Annotated in this window: 17 protein-coding genes; 8 read left to right on the top strand and 9 right to left on the bottom strand. The window is 54.2% G+C overall.

The features are described 5' to 3' along the window. The first annotated feature begins 109 nt into the window (after positions 1 to 109). From mdtJ to GC087_RS10630, 3 genes are all read left to right on the top strand, one after another. Complete coding sequence (gene mdtJ, locus GC087_RS10640; protein ID WP_006120299.1) at positions 110 to 454, top strand: multidrug/spermidine efflux SMR transporter subunit MdtJ; 345 nt, start codon at positions 110 to 112, stop codon at positions 452 to 454. Further along, positions 441 to 770, top strand: a complete 330-nt coding sequence (gene mdtI, locus GC087_RS10635; protein WP_033741950.1) for a multidrug/spermidine efflux SMR transporter subunit MdtI — start codon at positions 441 to 443, stop codon at positions 768 to 770. Before mdtJ ends, mdtI begins: the two co-directional genes overlap by 14 nt. A 309-nt stretch (positions 771 to 1,079) precedes the next feature. Further along, entirely contained in the window at positions 1,080 to 2,213 is a 1,134-nt protein-coding gene (locus GC087_RS10630) for an acyltransferase family protein (protein WP_324030523.1), read from the top strand. 42 nt (positions 2,214 to 2,255) lie between these two features. On the opposite strand, the gene GC087_RS10625 is transcribed toward GC087_RS10630, so the two are convergent. Further along, the gene (locus GC087_RS10625; RefSeq protein WP_006120296.1) at positions 2,256 to 2,450 is read right to left on the bottom strand and encodes a hypothetical protein; all 195 of its coding nucleotides are present in this window, start codon (positions 2,448 to 2,450) and stop codon (positions 2,256 to 2,258) included. A gap of 548 nt (positions 2,451 to 2,998) precedes the next feature. Between GC087_RS10625 and GC087_RS10620 the strand changes: the two genes are divergently transcribed. Continuing rightward, the gene (locus GC087_RS10620) at positions 2,999 to 4,543 is read left to right on the top strand and encodes a methyl-accepting chemotaxis protein (protein WP_033741952.1); all 1,545 of its coding nucleotides are present in this window, start codon (positions 2,999 to 3,001) and stop codon (positions 4,541 to 4,543) included. Between the two features lie 56 nt (positions 4,544 to 4,599). Here the strand turns inward: GC087_RS10620 and GC087_RS10615 are convergent, their stop codons facing one another. From GC087_RS10615 to copC, 4 genes are all read right to left on the bottom strand, one after another. Further along, complete coding sequence (locus GC087_RS10615) at positions 4,600 to 5,058, bottom strand: MEKHLA domain-containing protein (RefSeq protein WP_033741953.1); 459 nt, start codon at positions 5,056 to 5,058, stop codon at positions 4,600 to 4,602. 357 nt (positions 5,059 to 5,415) lie between these two features. Continuing rightward, entirely contained in the window at positions 5,416 to 5,763 is a 348-nt protein-coding gene (locus GC087_RS10610; RefSeq protein WP_058708054.1) for a YebY family protein, read from the bottom strand. A gap of 28 nt (positions 5,764 to 5,791) precedes the next feature. Then, positions 5,792 to 6,667, bottom strand: coding sequence for a copper homeostasis membrane protein CopD (copD, locus tag GC087_RS10605; protein WP_033741956.1), 876 nt, complete (start codon positions 6,665 to 6,667; stop codon positions 5,792 to 5,794). Positions 6,668 to 6,671: 4 nt separating this feature from the next. Next, positions 6,672 to 7,046, bottom strand: a complete 375-nt coding sequence (gene copC, locus GC087_RS10600; RefSeq protein ID WP_033741957.1) for a copper homeostasis periplasmic binding protein CopC — start codon at positions 7,044 to 7,046, stop codon at positions 6,672 to 6,674. A gap of 150 nt (positions 7,047 to 7,196) precedes the next feature. Here copC and GC087_RS10595 point away from each other — a divergent pair, with 150 nt between their 5' ends. Both GC087_RS10595 and exoX read left to right on the top strand, forming a co-directional pair. Next, positions 7,197 to 7,427, top strand: coding sequence for a DNA polymerase III subunit theta (locus tag GC087_RS10595; RefSeq protein WP_006120290.1), 231 nt, complete (start codon positions 7,197 to 7,199; stop codon positions 7,425 to 7,427). Next, positions 7,427 to 8,095 carry an exodeoxyribonuclease X gene (gene exoX, locus GC087_RS10590; RefSeq protein ID WP_033741958.1) on the top strand — a complete coding sequence of 223 codons (669 nt, stop codon included), beginning with the start codon at positions 7,427 to 7,429 and terminating at the stop codon, positions 8,093 to 8,095. The genes GC087_RS10595 and exoX overlap by 1 nt, the downstream gene beginning before the upstream one ends. Here exoX and GC087_RS10585 read toward each other — a convergent pair. Further along, positions 8,079 to 10,151 (bottom strand): prolyl oligopeptidase family serine peptidase, encoded by a 2,073-nt coding sequence (locus tag GC087_RS10585; RefSeq protein WP_324030521.1) that lies wholly within the window; start codon positions 10,149 to 10,151, stop codon positions 8,079 to 8,081. The two genes, exoX and GC087_RS10585, sit on opposite strands and share 17 nt — an antisense overlap. Positions 10,152 to 10,268: 117 nt before the next feature. Next, positions 10,269 to 10,913, bottom strand: a complete 645-nt coding sequence (locus GC087_RS10580) for a tellurite resistance TerB family protein (protein ID WP_205951952.1) — start codon at positions 10,911 to 10,913, stop codon at positions 10,269 to 10,271. A 172-nt stretch (positions 10,914 to 11,085) separates the two neighbouring features. Between GC087_RS10580 and purT the strand changes: the two genes are divergently transcribed. Beyond that, positions 11,086 to 12,264, top strand: a complete 1,179-nt coding sequence (gene purT, locus GC087_RS10575; RefSeq protein WP_039343220.1) for a formate-dependent phosphoribosylglycinamide formyltransferase — start codon at positions 11,086 to 11,088, stop codon at positions 12,262 to 12,264. 37 nt (positions 12,265 to 12,301) lie between these two features. Here the strand turns inward: purT and GC087_RS10570 are convergent, their stop codons facing one another. Continuing rightward, complete coding sequence (locus tag GC087_RS10570; RefSeq protein ID WP_033741962.1) at positions 12,302 to 12,940, bottom strand: bifunctional 4-hydroxy-2-oxoglutarate aldolase/2-dehydro-3-deoxy-phosphogluconate aldolase; 639 nt, start codon at positions 12,938 to 12,940, stop codon at positions 12,302 to 12,304. A gap of 189 nt (positions 12,941 to 13,129) precedes the next feature. Further along, complete coding sequence (zwf, locus tag GC087_RS10565) at positions 13,130 to 14,605, bottom strand: glucose-6-phosphate dehydrogenase (RefSeq protein WP_324030519.1); 1,476 nt, start codon at positions 14,603 to 14,605, stop codon at positions 13,130 to 13,132. Positions 14,606 to 15,408: 803 nt separating this feature from the next. Between zwf and pyk the strand changes: the two genes are divergently transcribed. Continuing rightward, positions 15,409 to 16,851, top strand: a complete 1,443-nt coding sequence (pyk, locus tag GC087_RS10560; RefSeq protein ID WP_033741964.1) for a pyruvate kinase — start codon at positions 15,409 to 15,411, stop codon at positions 16,849 to 16,851. Positions 16,852 to 16,933: the final 82 nt, after the last annotated feature.

The following is a 16,933-nucleotide window of genomic DNA, read 5'->3' as shown; positions in this document are numbered from 1 at the left end:
CTCGATCAGCACTGGCGCAGCGCGCTTTAGTCCCCTTTCCGCTCGTTTATTCCTTTCTGCCGTGGCATCACGGTAGGTTAATTACGACGCTAGTTGTGGAGAAAAAACCATGCGCGCATGGGGATTATTAGCACTCGCTATTGTTGCGGAAATCATGGGTACCCTGACCATGAAATGGTCCAGCCTGAATCAAAGCCAGAGCGGCTATCTGATTATGCTGGGCATGATTGCCTGTTCGTATATCTTCCTGAGTTTTGCCATCAAACGTATCGCACTGGGGGTCGCTTATGCCCTCTGGGAAGGTATCGGCATTATGCTGATCACGCTGTTTAGCGTGCATCTGTTTGATGAAACCGTATCGCCGCTGAAAATCTGCGGTCTGGTCACCTTGATTGTCGGCATTCTGCTGATGAAAACCGGCAGCAAGAAGGAGGCCGATCATGACCCTGCCTGATCTGATTCATTTTGCCTGGCTGGCACTGGCTGTCCTGCTGGAAATTGCCGCCAATATCATGCTCAAGTACAGCAACGGTTTTAAAAAGCCCCTGCCCGGCATCGCGTCGTTGGGCTGTGTGCTGCTGGCATTCAGTGCGCTGTCGCAGGCCGTGAAAGGTATCGATCTTTCCGTGGCTTACGCGCTCTGGGGCGGGTTTGGTCTCGTCGCCACCGTTGCTGCAGGCGGCATTCTCTTTGGTCAGCGCCTGAACCGCAAAGGCTGGGCGGGCCTGGCTCTGCTGTTGCTGGGCATGGTTATGCTGAAACTGGCCTGAGAACAGGGGACGCAGACGTCCCCTTTCCGCCCTTTACCCGTACGTCTGCAATGCTGTCCTGCCCTGCTGTTTATGAAAATACGTCCCTCTTATCCCCAGTGGCAGGCCCGTCAGAGAAAGGGGTTGACCTTTGTCATCGACAGTCACTTCTGAGCCACTCAAAGGTGTGTGTATTATCACGCAGATCGATTATTCATCATAATGTCAGAATCCTCTTACTTTTATCATTGCAGGTGGACTTGATCCGACTGTTAGGGCTTAGTGATGCCTTTGGATCCAGTATAAATAATTGATTAACGAGGTTTTACCATGTCTGCAACGCGAGGATGGTCCACGGAACTGGAAGGGTTACGGGGGATTGCTTCTCTTTGGGTACTGCTGGGACACATAAGCTTGCTTATCCATTGCCATATCACTTTACTCTCTTCTCCGGGGATTGGTGTGGATCTGTTTATCCTGCTTTCGGGCTACCTGATGGCAAAAAACTATGTCGAACGTCAGGAAAAAGAGCCGTGGCAAAGCCCGGAAACCATCAAGAAATTCTGGCTACGGCGTTTTTTTCGCATCGCCCCGCTTTACTATCTGCTGCTGGCGGTCGCGCTCATCTCTGGCCCCTGGTTTGGCGAGATGCGCGACACGATCGCACATGTTTATTCGGGCACAGCGACCGATGCCTCACGCTATGCCGATCAGTCACTCATGAATGTCGTGACGCATTTCTCTTTTCTGTTTGGCGTCCTGCCCGCCTATGGCTTTAACACCACGCTGCCCGACTGGAGTATCGGGCTGGAAATGCAGTTTTATCTGCTGTTTCCCTTTATCATGCTGGCGGTGATGCGCTTCGGTTATGCCCCGGCATTGCTGTGCATCATGGCGCTGAGCTGTGCCGGCCGTTATCTGCTGCCTGACTATTACGAAGCCTTTGAAATGCCGTCCATGATTCTGATTAAACTCAATATGTTTATTTCGGGCATGCTACTGGCGGAGGCCGTACGGCGCAGGTCCCTGCTCTATGTGGTCTTTGCCCTTGCTGGCCCGGTGGTCAGCGTGTTTATCGGGTTAGGCGCGATCAAACTTCAGGTGGTGATGGAAGCCTTGATGATTATCGGCATGGCGGCGGTGCTGTGGCAGTATCAGGAAAACAGTCTGATGGCGCGGATCATTCAGCTTCCACGTAAGGTGTTAAACAACCGCCTGAGTACATGGCTGGGCGATGTCTCTTTTTCCGTGTATTTGCTGCATCTGCTGATTGTGATTCCGGCTATCGCGCTGTTGCTGAAACAAACGGATATTGCTTACCAGAGTGATGTCACGCGTTTCCTGATTGTCTGTGCCGTATCTCTGCCGCTGACGTATGGCCTGGCCTCTTTGCTGTACCAGTATGTTGAGAAACCGGGCATCAGACTGGGCAAAAAAGTGCTGGCTCCCAAACCTGCCCTGTAATACCAATATGGCTCGCCGGGGCGAGCCATTTTTATCCTCACATCATAATGCATTGCCTACATCATGCTGCTTTTCCCTCACATGCTCATCCGGTGATTCCGGCGTATCGGCAAGGCTACTGTACGTTTTCAGTCCGACGAGATGCGTCGGATCGTGCCTGCTGTGTACCAGGCTTTGTGCGGCAGAACCAAACGAGACAATCAAAAACATCCAGGCCACTGCTAATGATTTCCGCATTGTGCTATCCCATGCTGTGAATGGAGTCGCTATGGTGAAGAAATCAGGGTAAGGGAGTGTCTGATAAACTTAAAATTTTCGTCAATATTGTTACCTGCCTCACATATTTTAAGTCACCCAGGGGACACACATGACGGTCGCGGCCTGTGTGGGCTCGGGACAATCGCCCCTCACGCTTCAGCAAAAAGACAAGCGCTTACCCCTTACGCATCGCAAAAACGTGCTGAGCTTAACGTTTTTCGGGTCCGGATTCGGCCCAGGCTGTACGGCGCATCAGGGTTAGGGAGGAATCACCACTTATATTTATCTATCACCTCAAAAACACATGTTTTCCCAATGTAATACATAAAGAAATTCTTTGTTTTTTCATCATTTACCCCCTCCTTCGCAATGAAATCCTTTTATCTTACCATTTATTGATTAAGATCATTTTCAATGGTGCAAAATAAAATATTAAAGATATTTATGTAAATTTTGCATTTTCCATTAATTATTTATGCTTCTGATGCCGATAGAGAACGAAACCGCTCCTTATCAGGAATCTTATTATGAAAATCTCTACACGGCTTGCGACAGGTTTCGGCCTGCTCATTCTCCTTTTGATCCTCTGTACTGCCGTTTCTCTGACCTCCCTGCATCATGCCAAAACAGGCATGGACGATGTCGTGAACAGCAAAATGAGAAAATACCAACTTATTCTGGATATGCGTGGCGGACTGCGCGATCTGGCGATAGCCGTGCGAAACCTGGCCCTGCTCACCGACGACAAAGAAATGCAGCCAGAGTTACAGCGCCTTAATACGCAGAAAGCATTGTTCATTCAAAACCGCGAGACGCTTGAAACCATGATGCAGACTCAGTCTACAGCGGAAGAACAGGCTGCCCTGAATCATATCAGGGAACTTGAAGCACCGATGATGGCGTCCTTCGTGACGGCCGGGCAACTGGGACTAAAAAATGAGCAAACAGAAGCGACGCGCTATCTCATGACGACCCTGCGTCCACTGCAGCGAAATATGCTGGATGCGCTTAATAAAGCCACCGATATTCTGATGTATAGCAGCCGTAACGCCGTCGAAGTTAACAGCCAGTCCACCAGCCGGGCGTCGGTAACGCTGGTGCTGTTAGCCGTGCTTTCTGTCCTGTTCTCGGTAGCAACCGGCTATGTGATTACGCGTGTGCTGATGCGTCAACTGGGCGGTGAGCCCGCCCAGGCGCAGGCGCTGGCCGCTGCAATTGCGGCAGGTGACCTGACATCCAGCGTTTCGCTGCGTCGTCATGACACCACCAGCCTGCTTGCGTCCCTGGATGGTATGCAGGCGAAGCTGCGCGGGCTGGTCTCAGAAATTAAACAAACGTCGGGCAATGTTGCCCTGGCGGCAGAGGAAATCGCCCAGGGAAATACCGAACTCTCCTCGCGTACTGAACAGCAGGCTGCTGCCTTGCAGGAAACGGCGGCCAGCATGGAGCAGTTAACTGCGACGGTAAAAAGTAATACCGCCGGTGCTCAAACTACGGCCTCAACGGCGCGTGAAACGGCAGAGCTGGCCCGCAGCGGTGAGAGTGATGTCCACCGGATGTCAGAAACCATGAACGATATTTCCCTGAGCGCCGCCAAAATTCGCGATATCACCGGCGTGATAGAAGGCATTGCTTTTCAGACCAATATTCTTGCGCTGAATGCCGCCGTTGAAGCCGCGCGGGCGGGTGAACAGGGACGCGGGTTTGCGGTCGTGGCAGGCGAAGTCCGCACGCTGGCCCAGCGCAGCGCCACTGCCGCAAAAGAGATAAAATCCCTGATTGAGCAGGCGGTGGAGCAAGTGGGAAGCGGCGTCAAAGTGGCCAACGGTACGGGTGAAAGTATCCTGAAAATTGTCAGCATGGTGGGCGACCTCGCGAGTGCGATGGATGAAATTTCCCTTGCCTCCGCCGAACAGATGCAGGGCATTTCACAGGTCAGCGTCGCGGTGAGTCAGATGGACAGCGTAACGCAGAATAACGCGGCACTGGTGGAAGAATCGTCTTCGGCTTCACAATCTCTGTCCGAGCAGGCCCATGCGCTGCGCGGCATGGTAGAAGCCTTCCGCGTGTAACGCATGCCATTGCGCCACGTCATCGCAGGTAAGGTATGACGTGGCACGACGTTATTTTACTTTCTCGACTGACGGGGACGAGGCCAGAACAAGGCAGCCTGCCCCCAGTCCGCTTCGTGTTCTTCTGACTGCCAGACTTCACCCTCGTAGATGGTGAAGGTCTCACCCTGTTTATTGACGCGCGGGCCACTATAACCTGTGGCGATGCCATTGCGCCTCACGCTGTCCAGCAAACGCTGCCGCTCCGCCCTGTCGGCAGGCCCGGCGCTGAGCCGTGAGGGCAGTTGCAGCATCTCCGCCAGGCTGTAGTGAAAACAATCCAGCGCACAGCGGTTGGCATAGACAAAAACCGGATCGGCCTCACGGTTATGCGCGAGAATACTGTACGGCGCATCCTCGTGGAGCCAGCGGTAACGATCGGCTACGTGCTCAGGACAGTATAACCCGCTGCCGGTCAGCATCCGGTAGCGGTCATCAATGCGTTTCAGTAAGGCGATTTGCTGTTCAGACGACATGCTTCTCTCCGTAACGAAAATCAGAATGCGAAACGCTAATGTGGCGGGATTACAGGGGGAGATCAAGGACGGGAAGATGACAGCGCCAGGTGCGTTTTGGCTGTTTTGCGGCCGGGATGGATATTAAGACGCGTCGGGTATAAAAAAAGACCGAACACTATTCCAGGTATTCGGTCCAGGGAAAGGGCTCTCAAGGAGCCGTGCGCTAAAAGTTGGCATTCGTTCAGGCTTTCGCCTTGCCTGTAAAGCGTAGGCCAAGACAGGAGATTTTCCAGCCAGCGCAGCGGCGCTGTGCAAAAAACCGACAGGTTTGTGATCGGCTAAACAATTTTGCTGACAACCCTGCCGTATCGCGTGTTATTTCGCGCACAGCGCCTGAGCACGATCGACGATGGGCTGCAGACTCATCATCTGATCCGGATGGGCTTTATCCGGAGCCTGAATCACGCTGATCGGCTGCGCTTTAACCTGACCGGCCTTGAACTGCGCATCCGCTTTGTCGTTGAGGGGATACTGCATCAGCGTGCTGGGGTTAATCGCAAACAGCGCGCCGTCTTTCTCGCAGGTTAACATCACCTCTTCCCGGTTAAAGGGCCACTTCTCTTTGCCAATTTCGAAGCGGCTGACGGTGATAATTTGTGCCGCCAGCGCCTGGCCAGCCAGTGTGAATAACAGCAATGCAGGGATCGCTTTTTTCAGCAACATAACGTTCCTTTCTTGAATGTCGGTCATTTCAGGTTGGCGACAGCGTAGCAAACACACTCACCAACCCCACTACGCCGCATGCCAGCACAATTTCCAGCTGAGTCATGCGAATAAACTGCTGCTGTGCGCCCAGGCCAGCGACATGAAAACGCGGAACTAATCGGTAGCGGTTCCAGAGCGCAATCATCACCATAAGGCCCACCAGCGCGACTTTACAGAGCAACAGTACAACATAACGGTTAAGCGACCAGTCACCCGGCCAGCCTGCAATCAGCAGGCTGTTTACCAGTCCGGTGACCAGCGTCAGGGCCACAGCCAGATGCCCGTAGCGGGAAAAACGCATCATCGTGCGGATTGCGGTGGTTCGGAAGGCAATGTTCCGTGCCATCTGCATCAACACCAGTAACGGCACCAGGCCACCCGTCCAAAAAGATGCGGCGATCAGATGTACAACGTGATTACCTTGTTGCGCGATGCCAGCTAACCCCTCCCGCATCGCGGCATGGCCGATGAGCGCCAGACAACCACACTGTAGCAGACTGGTCAGCCACCCGATCCACTGCCGCTGCGGGTCACGCATCAGGATAGCGGCTACGCTGCACAACGAAAAGAGGAGTTGCCATTGCCACACCGCGCCCCAGTGTGTAGACAGCACCGCCATCCATACGTCCGGCACGGCCAGGTTGTGCCAGTCGCCACTCATCAATGCCGTCTGCGCGGCCAGCATACACAGCGCAGTCAGGAGTGCCAGGATTGCACTGCCTGTCATCAGGCGTGACAGGCGCGATATCAGCGCCGCCCGTAACGAAACGGGCGCCAGCAGCGTCGTACAAAAATGGCTGCCGACCAGTACTATAACCGCCGTAAAATGCAGTGCCCGCAGCACTACCCACAGTGTCGTCACAGGATTACTTCACGGTGAACGTATAGTTTCCGTTTGTTTTATGCCCGTCCACGGACAGCACATGCCAGTTTACCTGATACGCGCCCTGAGTCAGCGGCTGAGCGAAGTTAACCCGTAACTGGTTATGCCGGGCTTTATCGCGGCTGATCTTGCCCGCAATCGTTTTATGCTGAGCATCCACCACCTCAACGCCGCTGAACGCGGGCTCAACATCTTCCGTAAAATTCAGGGTTATCTGCTGCGGCGCGGGCGATATTTCGGCTTTTGCGGCGGGGACAGAGGACGTAAGATGCGCGTGCGCCAGCGCGAACGGACTAAAAGCCAGTGTCGAGGTCGCAAACGCGATCATTGCGCCATGCGAAAGTAATGTTTTCTTCATAACATCATCCTGTTAACGCCTGGTAAGGCCATAAACGTGGCGCAAGAATACGCCGCTGCAATTTAACTGTCGAGGCCAGCAATGCTATCCTTTACCTTGCGTATGGCGGAGGAAAACATTACTTTTGCGCACGCATATCAGGAGAATATCATGAGTCATAACCTTGCCTTGCTGTCGCAGGAAGAGAAAGACAAAGTCAACGTTGATCTGGCGGCGGCAGGCGTTGCATTTAAAGAACGCTATAACATGCCTGTGGTGGCTGAAATGGTGGCCAGTGAACAACCCGAAGCCCTGCGCGACTGGTTTCGTCAGCGCTTAATGCACTATCGCCAGGCCTCTCTGAATCTGTCCCGTCTGCCCTACGAGCCTAAACAGAAATAATGTTACGTGTCATTGATACAGAAACCTGCGGGCTGCAAGGCGGCGTTGTCGAAGTGGCATCCGTGGATGTGATTGACGGCCAGATCGTCAATCCTATGAGCGATTTGGTTTCACCCGACCGCCCTATCAGCCGCCAGGCGATGGCCGTTCATCGCATCACTGAAGCGATGGTGATGGGTAAGCCGCCGATTGAAGATGCCATTACGCGCTACCACGGCAGTGCATATTATGTCGCGCACAATGCCAGCTTCGACCGCCGGATGTTGCCTGAGATGGCCGGCGACTGGATCTGCACCATGACGCTGGCACGCCAGCTGTGGCCAGGTATCAAATACGGTAATCAGGCGCTGCGGCACAGTCTGAAGCTGGAAGTGACGCCGCCCGCAGATTTACATGCTCACCGCGCACTTTACGACTGCTATGTTACGGCGGCCCTGTTGATCCGCATTATGGACCTGTCTGGCTGGAGCGCCGCTGAAATGAGCCAGCGCTCTCAGCCTGCCGCCCAGCGCGATGATGTACTGCCGTTTGGTAAGTATCGCGGCCAGGCGCTGGCCGTTATTGCCCGCAAAGATCCGGGTTACCTGAAATGGATGCTTGAGAACGTTAAAGATTTGCGCCCGCCATTGCGACAGGCGCTGCGTAAATATCTCAGTCAGCTTCCCTGAGGTCAGGCGGGGGCAGACTGCCCTGGGCCAGTGCAATGATAAAGGTCAGCTCCAGCGCGACGCCTTCGTAGGCTTTATAACGCCCTGACTTGCCCCCATGCCCCGAGTCCATATCGGTACAGAGCAGGAGCAGTGTGTCATCCGTTTTATGTTCACGCAGTTTTGCGACCCATTTCGCCGGTTCCCAGTACTGCACCTGTGAATCGTGCAGGCCTGTGGTAACCAGCAGATGAGGACAGGGCCGGGCGTCAATATTGTCGTACGGGCTGTACTGACGAATAGCGTGGTAATACTTCGCCTCATTTGGGTTGCCCCATTCGTCATACTCGCCCGTGGTCAGCGGAATTGATTCATCAAGCATGGTGGTTAACACATCGACAAACGGCACCTGCGCAACGACGCCGTGATACAGCGTCGGTGCGAGATTGATGACCGCCCCCATCAGCAGTCCGCCCGCACTGCCGCCCATGGCATAAAGCCGGTCCGGGTGCCCGAAACCCCTTGCCACCAGTTCATGGGTAACGTCAATAAAATCGGTAAAACTGTTCATCTTATTGAGCAGACGACCGCCGTCATACCACTGTTGCCCCAGCTCACCGCCGCCACGCACATGCACAAGTGCATAGACAAAACCGCGATCCAGCAAACTCAGCCGGCTGACGCTAAAGTCCGCATCCATGCTGCTGCCATAGGCACCATAACCGTAAACCAGCATCGGGTTCTGTCCCTTCTGATAGTACTTGCGGTTATAGACCAGCGAGACCGGCACTTCGGTGCCGTCAGTCACGGTAATCCAGTGATGTTCACTTTTGTACTCATCCGGATTGAAGTCTTTGACGCTGCTCTGCTTTAAAATACGGCGTTCACCCGTGTCCATATCCAGTTCGAACAGCGTGGCAGGCGTGGTCATGGAGGAGTAGCCATAGCGCAGTTTACTGGTGCGTGGCGTGGGGTTGTAAGCCAGCCAGGTTACGTACGTAGGATCGTCAAATGCGATACCGCTGGTTTCGCCCGTGTGCCAGTTCATTTGCCGCAGGCTGGTAAGGCCGCGCTGGCGTTCCTCGACAACCAGCCAGTCACGGAAGAGCTGAAAGTCTTCCATCACCACATGGTCACGCGCGGGAATCACGGTTTCCCAACGCGATTCGTCGAGGTAACGCGTGCGGTACAGGCCAAAATTTTTGCCTTCACGGTTTGAGCGTATAAAAAACGTATAGTCATAGTGATCGAGGCTGTACTCGTGATCGCGTCGCCGTGGCAGAAAGACCTGTGGGAGGGCGTCCGGCAAATCGGCGTCCAGCAGCTGAATTTCACTGGTATTGGTACTGTCCAGTACGATCAGGATAAACTGTTTTGAGGTGGTTTTATGAATGCTGAGGTGAAAGGTATCATCCTTTTCTTCATAAACCAGCTGGTCATCGCTTTGTGGCGTGCCCAGTTCATGCCGCCAGAGCTGGTAAGACAGCAACGTTTGCGGATGCTTGCGCACATAGTAGAGCGTGCGTGAATCATTCGCCCAGGCAAAGCTGGAAGAGGCATCATTCAGCACCTCAGGATACCAGCTCCCGTTTTCCAGATTGCGAAAGCGAATGCCGTACTGGCGGCGGGAAAGGAAATCTTCTGCCAGGGCCATGACCTGATTGTCCGGGCTGATATGCAGCGCGCCCATGGTATAAAAATCACTGTGCGAAGCCCGCTGATTGGCATCCAGCAGCAATGTCCATTCATCAGTTTCCTGATAACTGGCAGGCTGCCGGTAATAGGCGGCATATTCGTTACCACTTTCATAACGGCTTTGGTAGCGGTAGCCATTTTTTACGTAGGGAACGGAATGGTCCTGAGGCGGCAGTCGGCCAATGATCTCGTGGAGAATACGGTTTTGTAATGGCTCCTGTGACGCCATGATTTTCTGACCATAGTTGTTCTCAGCACGCAGGTAGTCCAGCACATCGCTGTTTTCGCGTTTGTCATCGCGCAACCAGTAGTAGTTATCGACCCGCGTCTCGCCATGCAGCGACATCTCGTAAGGTATTTTTTTCGCGTCAGGTGCTTTCATATCATCCATCCTGCTGAACATCATCAACATTAAGGGTGGCACTAATGTCTTCAGATGCCAAGTCAGGGATAGTGAGTATGAGCGTGTTCAGGGCCCTGATACGGGCCCGGACATGAGTTAACTGGCCTTCTGCTGATCAATATCCTGCTGGATACCTTTTCGGACATCCTGCGGAATTTTTAGCGCGTCGCCCAGTGCCGACAGGTAGCTGCGCTCCATAAAATGGTCGACATCAATGGCGGCACAGCTGAGAAAATAGAGTTCCAGTGCTTCTTCTTCATTTTTAACATCCGCCGCCAGCCATTCGGGGTCCAGCGGCCGCTGCATGGCCTGCTGGATCAGTTTCTCCGCATCCTGACCATAGCCTGCCTGATGAATGTTCTGCTCAATCGCCGCACGTTCACGGTCATCAATATGCCCGTCGCTTTTGGCGGCAAACACCAAGGCCGTGACCAGTCGCTCTGCGCGCTGATCAACCGGCGTCTGTAACTCACCAAAACCCGGTTCGTCCTGATGGGTTTCACGCACCCGCTGTTTGTATTTGTTCCACAACACCGCGCCCGCTGCTGCCCCGCCGCCGATGATTAAGGCTTTGCCGCCATATTTAGTTAACAGCTTGCGTGATGATTTACTGGCCACCAGCAATCCCGCCAGGCCACCCAGCGCACCGGGGGCCAGCATCTCACTCAGCCCGCCGCCGGATTTGCCGTCACCGCTCTTTTTTGCCAGTACTGATTGAATCTGTTGCAGCCAGTTATTCATTATTTACTCCCGTTACCATCCAGAAACATCATCATTACCAAAAAGATGTCAGGAAACGTCAGAGCAGGAAAAGTAGCGCAAACGAGATGAAATGTGCGCAAGGGGTGAGAACGCAAACGTTTTCGTTTATACTGCGCGCGAATTTTGACTGGTTGACTGCTTAGGTGAAATGATGACGACTCTCGGAACTGCGCTACGCCCTGCTGCCACGCGCGTCATGCTGTTAGGCTCAGGAGAACTGGGCAAAGAAGTCGCGCTGGAATGTCAGCGTCTGGGTGTGGAAGTGATTGCGGTTGACCGCTACGCCAATGCGCCTGCGATGCATGTAGCGCACCGTAGCCATGTGATAAATATGCTGGACGGCGACGCACTGGCCGCCGTTATTGCCCAGGAGAAACCAGACTTCGTGGTGCCTGAGATTGAAGCCATCGCAACAGAGAAACTGCTGGAGCTGGAGCAGCAAGGTCAGCGCGTCGTGCCCACTGCCCGCGCTGCCCGCCTCACCATGAACCGCGAAGGCATTCGTCGTCTGGCCGCAGAGGAGCTGGCACTGCCCACTTCAACCTACCGCTTTGCCGACAGCAAAGAAAATTTTGTCGCTGCCGCCGCCGGGATTGGTTTTCCCTGCATCGTCAAACCCGTTATGAGTTCATCCGGCAAAGGCCAGAGTTTTATTCGCGATGCCAGCCAGCTGGATAAGGCCTGGGATTATGCGCAACAAGGCGGTCGCGCCGGGGCGGGACGCGTTATCGTTGAAGGCGTGGTGAAGTTTGATTTTGAAATCACCCTGCTGACCATCAGGGCCGTTGACGGCATTCATTTCTGCGCCCCTATCGGTCATCGCCAGGAAGACGGCGATTACCGTGAGTCATGGCAGCCGCAGCAGATGAGCGACCTGGCGCTACAGCGTGCCCAGCATATCGCGGAAACCGTGGTCAACGCACTGGGTGGCTATGGATTATTTGGTGTGGAGCTGTTTGTATGCGGCGATGAAGTGGTATTCAGTGAAGTCTCTCCGCGTCCGCACGACACCGGCATGGTGACGCTGATCTCGCAGGATCTGTCAGAATTCGCCCTGCATGTCCGCGCGTTCCTGGGGCTGCCTGTAGGGGCCATTCGCCAGTACGGCCCTTCTGCTTCAGCCGTTATTCTGCCGCAGTTAACCAGCCAGAATGTCCGGTTTGCGAATGTAGAAGCAGCACTGGGGGCGGGTTTGCAGTTGCGCCTGTTTGGCAAGCCCGAAATTGAAGGTCAGCGTCGTTTAGGTGTTGCTCTGGCCTGCGCAGAGACAACGGAAGAGGCTGTTGCGCGCGCGGTAGCCAGTGCGGCTGCCGTCAGCGTTCAGGGTTAAGTGAGTGCGGTGAGCCTGCGGGCTCACCGTCTGCCCGTTAGCGGGCCCCCGCGACGGCCTCGCTGGCCAGTTGCGTAATACGCTGCCAGTCCCCTGCTTCCAGCGCCTCGTTCGGCACCAGCCAGGAGCCGCCGATACAAAGTACGCTTTTCAGCGCCAGATAATCACGGTAATTCGCTGGTGAGATACCGCCCGTCGGACAGAAACGCACCTGAGGGAAAGGCCCACCGATGGCCTGTAGCGCTTTTACCCCGCCGTTGGCTTCGGCCGGGAAAAATTTAAACTCTCGCAGACCGTAATCCATGCCGGTCATTAATTCTGACACCGTGCTGATGCCGGGAATAAGCGGAACTGGCCCTTCAACGGCGGCCTTGAGTAAGGACTCGGTGATACCAGGGCTGATTACAAACTGTGCGCCCGCTTCCGTCACTTCCTGGAGCTGCTGTGTGTTCAGCACCGTTCCCGCACCGACAATAGCCTCTGGCACCTGTTTGATAATGGCGCGTAAGGCATCCATCGCCACGGGCGTGCGTAAGGTCACTTCCAGCACCCTGACGCCGCCGGCGACCAGCGCCTGAGCCATGGGAACCGCATGTTCCAGCTTGTTAACCACGATTACCGGCACGACCGGTCCGGTTTTCAGAATCTGTTCTGCACTCGTTTTCCAGTTTTTCATCACTTCCCCTGGTAAATAACATTGTGATCACTGCGCCGAAGCCTTTACAGCGCCAGTCCGGTTAACAGCACGACTACCATACAGGATTCTCCGTTTCACCGTCCATCAACGGATAAAATTTTTAAAACAGCAGTTCATTTTTGAGAGATGGTGCAAAAAAAAGCCCGCATTATGCGGGCTGGGAAGGGATTATTCGAATTCATTCCAGGAACGACCGTCTCGCGTGATCATCGCGACGGACGCCACCGGTCCCCAGGTGCCGGCCTGATAAGGTTTGGAGGAATCACCATCTGCGGCCCAGGCGTTGATGATGGAGTCAACGTAAGTCCAGGCGGCTTCCACCTCGTCACGGCGCACGAACAGTGCCTGAATGCCGCGCATCGATTCCAGCAGTAAACGCTCGTACGCATCCGCCAGATGAGACTGGTTAAAGGTTTCTGAGTAGCTCAGATCCAGCTTGGTCGTCTGCAGTTTGTGTTTGTGATCCAGACCCGGCACCTTGTTCAGGATCTCAATGTCCACCCCTTCATCCGGCTGCAGACGGATGGTCAGTTTGTTCTGCGGTAACTCGGAGTAAGAGTCTTTAAACAGGTTCATCTCCGGGTTTTTGAAGTACACCACGACTTCAGAACACTTGGTCGGCAAACGCTTACCGGTGCGCAGATAGAAGGGCACGCCCGCCCAGCGCCAGTTGTCGATATCGACGCGAATGGCCACAAAGGTTTCCGTAGAACTGGTTTTGTTGGCACCCTCTTCTTCCAGGTAGCCGGGGACTTTTTTGCCCTGCACAAAGCCGGCGGTGTACTGACCCCGCACCGTTTTCTCACGGACATTTGTCTGATCGATAGGACGCAGCGAACGCAGCACTTTCACTTTCTCATCGCGAATGCTGTCGGCACTGAGATCGGAAGGCGGAGACATTGCAATCATGGTCAGCACCTGTAACAGGTGGTTCTGGATCATATCGCGCATCTGTCCGGCTTTATCGAAGTAACCCCAACGGCCTTCAATGCCCACCTCTTCAGCCACGGTAATCTGCACGTGATCGATGGTGCGGTTATCCCAGTTGTTCACGAAGATGGAGTTTGCGAAACGCAGCGCAAGCAGGTTCAGAACCGTTTCTTTCCCCAGATAGTGGTCAATACGGAACACCTGACTCTCATCGAAATACTCGCCTACGCGGTCGTTGATTTCTTTTGACGTTTCCAGCGACGTGCCGAGCGGTTTTTCCATCACCACGCGCGCCGGTTTCGCATTGAGCTTGGCCATGCCGAGGCCCTGACAAATGGCCCCGAAGGTGCTGGGCGGCATGGCGAAATAGTTAATCGTGGTGCGGTTTTTCTGATCCAGCATCTTACCCAGTCTTGGGAAATGCGAGGTATCGTTGACATCAAGGTTACAGAAATCGAGACGGTTACTGAGCTTATCCCAGAGCGCTTCGTCAATCTTTTCCTTCATGAAGGTTTCTAACGCCTCACGCACCACTTTGGTGTATTCAGCTTTATCCCACTCTGCACGGCCAACGCCGATAATCCGGGTTTCTTCATGAATCTGACCCGCTTTCTCTAACTGATACAGCGAGGGCAACAGTTTACGACGGGCGAGATCGCCTTTGGCGCCGAAAATTACCAGATCGCATGCCTGGGCTATTTGTGTTACCGCCATTTTCCTCTCCTCGTTGCAGGATAGTCCCGGTGGCGATGCATCCTGAGCACCGGGTCCATGTTGTTATTTACTTTCAGCACAATGTACTTTTTTCCCCAGGCCAGGTAAACCAGCCCGCGGCGTCACCCTACTTACTCTGCGCGTAATTCGCGTCTGTGGTAGGTTGACCCGTGCGCTTTCGCTTATTTTTCTGTGTCAAAAATTGTCTGGCTGCAGCCAGTGCGACGCTGATTATGGCAAAAAAAGGGCCAGCCGACTTATCAGACCTTGCCCCGCGGCTGATTCTACAGGGTCACCCCGGCAGCATTGCCTTTCTTCTCAGCATTTATCCATTCTAACAGATATTTACTCCCTATCCGGTCGGGATAATGCGCCGGTGCAACACTTGCCGCTTTACGCTTTTCGCTGTTTACACCGGCTTCGTGGGCCAAACAACAGACGATGCCTTCCCCACCGGCAAACGAACGACCGCAACAGCCTGGTCTGTTACGCGCGGCCCGGCTGTAACTACGATACAGATGAACGGGCTGTTCAGCCTGCCGCGTTGTGACACGCAGAATGGCTGCGTCACTTGCGTCTGGTCAATTAAGCTGGCGCTAGCGTCGAAGGGGGGATGACTTCCTCGGTGAGTCTCAGTATTGTATCTGACAAAAGCGCCTTTACTGGACGTCTTCCGGGCGCAGTGCCACAGTTCTGACACACTCGAATGTATAATAATACCTCTGTGTGGTAATCAGTATCTGACGGGCTAATACCTTAAAAAGTAACGATTCAGCTCAGTTCCAAAATTCAAAGGAATCTCTATGTCCCGACGTTTAAGAAGAACCAAGATCGTAACCACTCTCGGCCCAGCCACTGACCGCGACAACAATCTCGAAAAAATCATTGCTGCTGGTGCCAACGTTGTGCGTCTTAACTTTTCACACGGTACGCCCGAAGATCACCAGATGCGTGCCGATAAAGTGCGTCAGATTGCGGCAAAACTCGGTCGACATGTGGCCATTCTGGGCGATTTGCAAGGCCCTAAAATTCGTGTCTCCACCTTTAAAGAAGGTAAAGTCTTCCTGAACGTGGGCGACCGGTTCCTGCTTGATGCGGCGCTGGGCAAAGGCGAAGGCGATAAAGAACGCGTCGGCATTGACTATAAAGGTCTGCCCGAGGATGTGGTACCCGGCGATATCCTGCTGCTGGATGATGGTCGCGTCCAGCTGAAGGTGCTGGAGGTTCAGGGCGTCAAAGTGTTTACCGAAGTAACAGTAGGTGGCCCACTTTCTAACAATAAAGGCATCAACAAACTGGGCGGAGGCCTGTCGGCTGAAGCCCTGACGGAGAAAGACAAAGCCGATATTATCACGGCCGCCAAAATCAACGTGGACTATCTGGCGGTGTCCTTCCCGCGTTGTGGTGAGGACATGCACTATGCCCGCCGTCTGGCGCGCGATGCGGGCTGTGACGCGTTAATGGTCGCGAAAGTAGAACGTGCCGAAGCGGTCGCCTCGCAGGAAGCCATGGATGACATCATTCTGGCCTCTGACGTGGTGATGGTTGCCCGTGGCGACCTGGGCGTGGAAATTGGCGATCCGGAACTGGTCGGGATTCAGAAAGCCCTTATACGCCGTGCGCGCCAGTTGAACCGTACCATCATCACCGCGACACAGATGATGGAATCAATGATCACCAATCCTATGCCGACGCGCGCTGAAGTCATGGACGTCGCCAACGCCGTGCTGGACGGCACCGATGCGGTAATGCTGTCAGCCGAAACCGCTGCCGGTCAGTATCCGGCGGAGACCGTTGCCGCCATGGCAAAAGTCTGTCTGGGTGCCGAGAAAATCCCAAGCGTGAATGTCTCTAAACACCGTCTGGATGTGCAGTTCGATAATATCGAAGAAGCGATCGCCATGTCAGCCATGTACACGGCGAACCACCTGCAGGGCGTGACCGCCATTATTACCATGACGGAATCCGGTCGTACGCCATTGATGACCTCACGTATCACATCAGGTTTGCCGATCTTTGCCATGTCGCGCCACGAACGTACGCTGAATATCACCGCGCTGTATCGCGGCGTGACGCCCGTGTTTTTCGACAGCGATAACGAAGGCGTGGCCACCGCCCATGACGCCGTTAATCTGCTGCGTGACAAGGGCTTCCTCGTCTCCGGTGATTTAGTAGTCGTCACGCAAGGGGATGTGATGGGGGCAACCGGCACGACTAACACCGGCCGGGTGCTGCGCGTCGATTAATACCGCTTTTCATACACATCTGTATTACCATTTAAACGCGGCTGCCTTGCAGTCGCGTTTTTTGTTTTTTCATAAGGAGGCC

The organism is Pantoea sp. JZ2 (assembly GCF_035191405.1).
Taxonomy (GTDB): Bacteria; Pseudomonadota; Gammaproteobacteria; order Enterobacterales; family Enterobacteriaceae; genus Pantoea; species Pantoea stewartii.
This window is presented reverse-complemented; position numbering and strand designations above follow the sequence as displayed.